The organism is Methylacidimicrobium cyclopophantes (assembly GCF_902143385.2).
GTDB lineage: Bacteria > Verrucomicrobiota > Verrucomicrobiia > Methylacidiphilales > Methylacidiphilaceae > Methylacidimicrobium > Methylacidimicrobium cyclopophantes.
Map to the genome: position 1 here is coordinate 1 of NZ_CABFUZ020000086.1, position 7,011 is coordinate 7,011.

Here is a 7,011-nt window from a genome sequence, read left to right on the forward strand (position 1 = left end):
GGAAGGACTGGCGGGGGGCTTGATCGCAGCGCTCTTGGCGAGCCTCGCCATCGTCTTTCTCTCCGGAAGGAGCCTATTGCGATTCGAAATCGCGGACGCCGTGCTCCTGGGGTTGGGGCTCGGATCGCTGGGCATATGGGGCGATCTAGCAAAGAGCGCCGCGAAGCGGGACGCGCATGTTAAGGATTCGGGCCAGTGGATTCCAGGGATCGGAGGTGCGCTCGACCTCGTCGATAGTTTGCTCTTCGCGGCGCCGGCATTCTACTTTTACGGATTGGCGCGATTTGGTGGAAGCGCATGGATGCCCCGTTAGCGGCGGAAGGCGGCACGAGTCATTCGGAGAGGATGGGAAAGGAAAAAGGGCGAAAAACAATGCTTCCTCCTGCCGTTCGAGACGCGCTGCCGTTGCTCCTAGTCGTTGCGGCGGCCACCGTCTTCTTCTTCGTTCTCCCATTCCGGTGGAGTCGTTTTTTGGGAACGGCGCTCTTGCTCCTGCTCGGATTCATCGGCTTCTTCTTTCGCGATCCCGAGCGACGGCCGGTAGAGGATCCCGATGCCATTCTTGCGCCCGCCGACGGCAGGGTGGTCCAGGTGGACGTCGTCCGCGAAAGCCCATTTTCGTCCCAGCCCATGCGCCGCGTCGCCATCTTTCTTTCCGTCTTCGACGTACATGTCAACCGTGCCCCCGTGGCAGGAACCGTGACAAAAATGGCGTATACGCGAGGAAGTTTTTTGGATGCCCGCTCTCCAGGGGCGGCGGAGCGCAACGAGCGCCAAGACTGGTGGATCGAATGCCCGCGCGGGACGGTGGGGGTGCGACAGATCGCGGGTTTGATTGCACGCCGAATCGTCTCCTGGGTCGGCAGAGGAGCTTCCCTGCATGCGGGGGAGAGAATCGGAATGATTCGGTTCGGATCTCGTACGGAACTCTACTTGCCCGAGCAATGTCGTATTCTCGTCGAGCCGGGAAGTGTCGTCCACGCGGGAGAGACCGTCGTAGCTCGGTGGCCGTGAAAGAGCCCGAAAACCAGAGTAAGGTCTATCTCTTGCCGAGCCTCATGACAGCAGGAAACCTGCTCTGCGGTTTCCTCGCCATCCTTAAGATCCTGGAAGGCAGCATCCTGCGCGATAGCGAGCTTTCCGGATGGATTCATACCTATAAAACGAGCTTGGACTTCATCTTGGCCGCCTTTGTCTTCGATCTGCTCGATGGACGGGTGGCGCGTCTAGGAGGAAAAGAGAGTGCCTTCGGACGTGAGTTCGATTCCCTCGCCGATCTGATCTCTTTCGGCGTCGCTCCCGCTCTGCTGGTCTTCGAGATCGTCCTCTACCAGTTCCCGCACCGGCTTGGATGGATCGTGGCGGCTACGTACCTCGTGTGCGGGGCGCTCCGCTTGGCCCGTTTCAACGTCTATGCCGCCCGTGCCGAGGAGAGCAAAGAGGTCTTTACGGGATTTCCGATTCCCGCCGCCGCCGGCCTGGTATCGTCGATTACGCTCTTCATGCTCTCCCTGTATGAAACCGACCGCGAGATGAAGCAGGGTTGGGGTCGTTATGTCCTCGCCGGTCTTCTCTTGCTCCTCTCATTCATGATGTTCAGCAAGCTCCGCTACCCGAGCTTCAAGGGCGTGGGATTGCGCACGCAGCATTCAATGCCGAAATTCCTGTTGGTCTTGGCGGCGACCGCTCTGACCATCGTCTATTACAAGTGGATGTTGGCCGTGGACTTCCTCGCTTACTTCCTCTTCGGCTTCATTCGCCCGTTGCTTTCCCCACACTGGCGGCGAGCTCTCGAGGAAGAGGAGATGGAGCAAAAGGAAGCGCCTTCGGAATGAGAGGCGTTCCTCGGGCAGAGCCGGACACGAGGCTGGCGGGACGGAACCTCTCCGCGGATCGCACAGCGAAGGAAATGGGCAGAGCTGGATTCGAACCAGCGAAGGCGTGAGCCAGCAGATTTACAGTCTGCCCCGTTTGGCCGCTTCGGTATCTGCCCGTCTTGCCACAGGAGAAAAAGGATACCTTCGATCCGTACTCCCTGGAAGGGGGAAAGGGAAAGGAAAGCAGCTCGGGCGACGCTTGGCAAGGCCGAAGACGGCCGCGAGAGTTTTCGCGAGCTGGCCCAAAGGATCACCCGATTTGTGTGGCGGATTCCGGCTTCTTCCAAGCATCTCCTCACCGGGGGAGGGGCTGCGGGCCCCAACTTCATGAATTTTTCACGGGATCCCGAATCGTTTTGAGGCAACGGGCGGTTGACAAGGATACCAAAAGACTTAGCTTTGCCTTCTGTGTACGGAAGGACCTCCTCTTGAGCTGCCGCGATAGCGATTTCCGCTCGGCTGGTAAAGGCTTCTGGGCCGGCATTCCGGATGATCTGTGGAATGATTGGCGGTGGCAGCTTCGCCATAGGCTGACTTCGTTCCAGGAAATCGACGGGCGCCTGCGACTGACCGATTCCGAAAAAAAGGGAATCTTGCTCGCTTCCTCAAGGAAGCTCGCCCTGGCGATCACCCCATACTTCTTCAACCTTCTCTCTCCCGACGATCCCGATTGTCCTATCCGCCGCCAAGTCATTCCTCGGGCCGAAGAACTCCTCCGCGCCCCCTACGAGATGAGCGATCCTTGTGGCGAAGATGGGAACATGGTCGCTCCGGGACTCGTTCATCGCTATCCCGATCGGGTTCTTTTCCTGGTGACCGATCGTTGTGCCAGCTATTGCCGCTACTGTACCCGATCGCGGATCGTGAGCGGGGTCGGCGAGCAGCATCTGTCGGTCGACGTCGATCGCGCCCTCGCCTACCTGTGGGAGCATCGGGAGGTGAGGGACGTGCTGCTTTCCGGAGGGGACCCGCTGCTTCTTTCCGACGGCCGGCTGGGGGAGCTGCTTGGCCGCCTGCGGGAGATCCCTCACATCGAGATCCTACGGATCGGCACGCGGGTCCCGATCTTTCTGCCTCAGCGCGTGACGCCCGAGCTCTGCGCGATCTTGCGAGACTATCACCCGCTCTGGATGAACATTCATGCCAACCACGCCGCAGAGCTGACCGCAGAGGTACGAGGGGCGCTTGGAAGGCTGACGGATGCGGGGATTCCGCTCGGCAACCAATCGGTTCTCTTGCGGGGCGTGAATGATTCGGTGGAATCTGTTCGGAAACTCGTTCACAAGCTGGTTCGGGCGCGGGTGCGCCCATATTATCTGTATCAGTGCGACTTAATCGAAGGCACGGATCACCTCCGGGTGCCGATCGAGGAGGGCATTCGAATCGTTCAGCAGCTTCGAGGATACACGACCGGCTTTGCCGTCCCCCAGTATGTGGTCGATGGGCCGGGCGGCGGAGGAAAAATTCCGCTCAATCCCGATTACATCGTCGGGGAAGAACGGGGGCAGATTCTCCTGCGGAACTTCCTAGGGAAGCTCTATAGCTATCCGTCTCCCCGTCCTTTCTCGAAGAACGCCGACAGCCCGGGGCGCGGAAGCATGGCTTGAGTCGCCCGGTTTTCTCCCGGAAATTACAACCCCGTCTCTCCGCCTCCTCTTGTCCACTTCTCCTCCACTCCCCGCCGTCATTTCCGGCCGCGTTCTGCTCCAGCGACAAGGAAAGCATCGGAGCCTCGCTGGGCATCCGTGGATCTATCGAAGCGAGCTGGCGCAAATCGAAGGCACATTTGCCGAAGGCGACTGCATAGAGGCGAGAAGCGCCTGGGGAGATCGGATCGGTTGCGGAATTTGGAGCAGCCGCTCACAGATTGCGGTCCGACTCTATTCCCGAAGGGAGGAGGCTTTGGACGGCCCCCTGCTTTCCCGGTTACTCGACGAAGCGTTCTCCTATCGGAGGGCCTTAGGTGTGCTGCGGCCGGAAGATGCGGATACGGCGCGTCTGGTCTGGTCGGAGTCTGATCGACTCCCGGGGCTCGTAGTCGATCGCTATCGGGATTGGCTTGTCGTGCAGACCCTCACCGCCGGCATGGAAAAGCGAGCCGCGGAGATCGTGACCCTGCTCCAGGAAAAAACGGGCCTCTCTCAAGTCATCCTTCGCAACGACGCTCCCGTCCGGCTTCAGGAAGGTTTGTCGCTGGAAAAGAAGGTCTTGTCGGGGAGTTACGGCGACCCGCTTTGGGTTCGCCAAAACGGGGTTCTGCTGCCCGCCCGTCTTCTCGAGGGGCAAAAGACCGGACTCTACTTGGATCAGGCGGCGAACTATCGGGAAGTCAGCGCCTTTGCCTCGGGCAGGCGCGTGCTCGATCTCTTCTGCTACCAGGGGGCTTTTTCCCTTTTTTGTGCGGCGGCCGGCTCTCTTTCCTGCACGGCGGTCGACCAGTCGGCGGTGGCGCTTCGGGCCGGCCAATGCGCCGCCGAAAAGGCGGGCGTGCGGATCGATTGGGTGGAGGAGAATGTCTTTGACTGGTTGAGAAAGGCGCTGCAAGCCAAGGAGCAATACGATCTCATCATCCTCGATCCGCCTTCCTTCACAAAGACCAAGGCCCAGCGGATCGCCGCGCAGAGGGGCTACCACGAGCTCCACCTGCGCGCGCTGCGGCTGCTTGTTCCGGGGGGTAGGCTCGCCAGCTTCTGTTGCTCGCACCATTTTGGATTGAGCGAATGGAAGGATCTGATCGGCCGCTCTTCCTGGGAAGCGAACGTGCCCGTTCGCGTTCGAAAAACTCTCGGTCAGTCCTTGGACCACCCGATTCTCCCTACCATTCCGGAAACCGAGTATCTCAAGGGCTTGTTGGTGGAGAGGTCCTGACGCGAGGAGTGTCGTCGAAACGAAAGCGAGCCGAGAGGCCCGCGGCGGATGAGGGGCCGATCCGAAGCTCGAAATCCCCCGTCTCCCTCCTCGGTTCGCCGTCCGGCCCGAGGAAGGCGAGAGCATCGGAAGGAAGGGAGAAATAGACTCGGCATTTTTGTCCGGGTCGGAGAGAAACGCGTTGGAATCCTTTCAGTTCGGCTACGGGACGCGTGATGCTCGCCGCCAGGTCGCGCAGGTAGAGCTGGACCGTCTCCACGGCGGCCCGCAGACCTTCGTTCTCGAGGAGCACGCTCGCTTCTATCGACTGTCCGGGACCGACCCTCTCGGGCGAAACCCGGATATCCCGATAGGTGAAACGGGTATAGGCGAGGCCGTGGCCAAAGGGGAAAAGCGGGCTTTCCGGCAGGTCGATGTACCCCGAAACATCCCGACCACTCCCCGGCGGCCGGCCGGTGTTGGCATGGCTGTAATAAATCGGCACTTGGCCGACCGCTCGAGGAATCGTCACAGGGAGTCTTCCCACCGGATCGGCGAGACCGAAGAGAATATCCGCAATCGCATTTCCCGATTCCACCCCCAGGAACCAGGCGACCAAGAGAGCGGGAACATGGTCGGCGATCCATGGTATGGCGAGCGGCCGTCCGCTGCAGAGGATCGCTACGACCGGTTTACCGCTCTCACAAAGAGTGCGAACGAGCTCCTCCTGCCTTCCCGGCAAGCCGAGATCGGACCGGGAAGCCGCTTCCCCGCTCATCCTCGCCTCCTCTCCGACGACGACAAGCACCAGATCGGCCGCCTTCGCCGCCGCGACGGCTTCGGCAAATCCGGCCTTGGATCCGCCTGTGATCGTTGAGCCTCGGGCAAAGAGCAGCCGGGTTCCCGCCGGCGCGCGGTTGCGGACTCCTTCCAGGATGCTCACGACATCCTCCGGCCGGCCGACGCCAGACCAAGGCCCCAAGGCGTTCTTCCGATCGTCGGCAAGGGGACCGATGACGGCAATGGAATGGATCCGGGACGAAAGGGGGAGGAGGGAGCCTCGGTTTTTCAGAAGGACGATTGCTTCCCTGGCCGCTTGGAGAGCAAGCCTTCGCGAGCCGCTCGGCAGAGAAGCTCCCTCGGGAGTCGGAGCCTTCGCGGCGACGTTCCAAAGCCCTAATCGGGTCTTGAAATCGAGGACTCGCTCGACGGCGCGATCGAGGAGCGGTTCCGGGATTTCCCCCCTGCGGACGAGCCCCGGCAGTTCGGCGGCGTAGAGTCCGCTTGCCATGTCGATATCGACACCCGCTTCCATGGCGATGCGGACCGCCTCAGATGAGGTGGAGGCAACCCCGTGCGGGAGCAGTTCCGCGACGGCATTCCAATCGCTGATCACCGGACCGCGAAAGCCGAGCCGCCGGCGCAGGAGGGTCTGAAGAAGGAAAGGGTTGGCGGCTACCGGGAGCCCGTTGACACTCACGAAGGCCGACATGACCGAAGCGGCGTTCGCGCGAACGGCTGCTTGAAAGGGGGGAAGGGAAACTTCGAGGAGTTTGCCTAGCGAGAGGTCGACGGCGGCATAATCGCGTCCTCCTTCCACCGCGCCGTAGGCGACGAAGTGTTTTGCGCATGCGGCGAGCCGCTCCGGCGAAGAAAGGTCGTCGCCTTGGAAGCCTTTCACCCAGGCTGTCGCCAGAACGGAGGCGAGGAACGGATCTTCTCCGGGCGATTCGGCGATGCGCCCCCAGCGGGGATCGCGGCAGATGTCCAGCATGGGAGCAAAAGTCCAATGGATGTTGGCCGAACGTCCTTCCCGGGCGGAAAGGGCGGCAACCTCCTCGACGAGGCGGGGGTTCCAGCTGGCCGCCAGCGCCAAAGGAATGGGGAAGACGGTGCGAAAGCCGTGAACGATGTCGAAGGCGAAGAGCAGCGGAATCCCGAGGCGGGATTCTTCCCGCGCCAGCCTCTGTGCTTCGACCATCGCCGCCGGGTCGCGCCAGTTCAGGAAACTTCCCACCCTCCCTTCCCGGATCGCTTTCTTCACCGGAGCGGAGAGCGGATCCGCCCCGCTCGCCGCCCCCATCTGAACCAATTGCCCGACCTTTTCCTCGATCGTCATGCGGGAAAGAAGCTCCTGGGAGTTGGGAGGAGAAGCCGAAGACGAAGAGTCGACCACAAAGGAAAGAAACAGGAGGAATCCCAGCGCAACAAGACATGATCCATTCTGCTTCGCCGCCCATCTCCGAGGGAGATCTCTCTCGCTCCAACGGCCGGGAAGCCGGCCGAC

6 protein-coding genes and 1 tRNA gene are annotated in these 7,011 nt (G+C 61.3%); 5 read left to right on the top strand and 2 right to left on the bottom strand.

Annotated elements, in window-relative coordinates; translation table 11 throughout:
* The 3 genes from FN369_RS02495 to pssA form a co-directional block, all read left to right on the top strand.
* Positions 1-313: phosphatidate cytidylyltransferase (locus FN369_RS02495; protein WP_178087622.1), on the top strand; the 313-nt coding region annotated here is incomplete at its 5' end.
* Between the two features lie 59 nt (positions 314-372).
* Positions 373-1,014, top strand: a complete 642-nt coding sequence (locus tag FN369_RS02500; protein ID WP_142524635.1) for a phosphatidylserine decarboxylase family protein — start codon at positions 373-375, stop codon at positions 1,012-1,014.
* Complete coding sequence (gene pssA / locus FN369_RS02505; RefSeq protein WP_246189493.1) at positions 1,011-1,835, top strand: CDP-diacylglycerol--serine O-phosphatidyltransferase; 825 nt, start codon at positions 1,011-1,013, stop codon at positions 1,833-1,835. The genes FN369_RS02500 and pssA overlap by 4 nt, the downstream gene beginning before the upstream one ends.
* A gap of 75 nt (positions 1,836-1,910) precedes the next feature.
* Here pssA and FN369_RS02510 read toward each other — a convergent pair.
* Positions 1,911-1,993, bottom strand: a tRNA-Tyr gene (locus FN369_RS02510).
* 312 nt (positions 1,994-2,305) lie between these two features.
* Here FN369_RS02510 and FN369_RS02515 point away from each other — a divergent pair.
* Together FN369_RS02515 and FN369_RS02520 are read left to right on the top strand one after the other, a co-directional pair.
* Entirely contained in the window at positions 2,306-3,484 is a 1,179-nt protein-coding gene (locus tag FN369_RS02515; protein ID WP_246189494.1) for a KamA family radical SAM protein, read from the top strand.
* A 49-nt stretch (positions 3,485-3,533) separates the two neighbouring features.
* Positions 3,534-4,745 (top strand): class I SAM-dependent rRNA methyltransferase, encoded by a 1,212-nt coding sequence (locus FN369_RS02520; protein ID WP_142524637.1) that lies wholly within the window; start codon positions 3,534-3,536, stop codon positions 4,743-4,745.
* On the opposite strand, the gene FN369_RS02525 is transcribed toward FN369_RS02520, so the two are convergent.
* The gene (locus tag FN369_RS02525) at positions 4,717-6,843 is read right to left on the bottom strand and encodes a glycoside hydrolase family 3 N-terminal domain-containing protein (protein WP_246189495.1); all 2,127 of its coding nucleotides are present in this window, start codon (positions 6,841-6,843) and stop codon (positions 4,717-4,719) included. The genes FN369_RS02520 and FN369_RS02525 overlap by 29 nt on opposite strands.
* Positions 6,844-7,011 lie beyond the last annotated feature (168 nt).

Excerpts from the sequence above, each read along its gene's own strand:
- FN369_RS02525 (WP_246189495.1), bottom strand. The coding sequence starts at position 6,843 with ATGACGATCGAGGAAAAGGTCGGGCAATTGGTTCAGATGGGGGCGGCG.
- FN369_RS02500 (WP_142524635.1), top strand. The coding sequence starts at position 373 with ATGCTTCCTCCTGCCGTTCGAGACGCGCTGCCGTTGCTCCTAGTCGTT.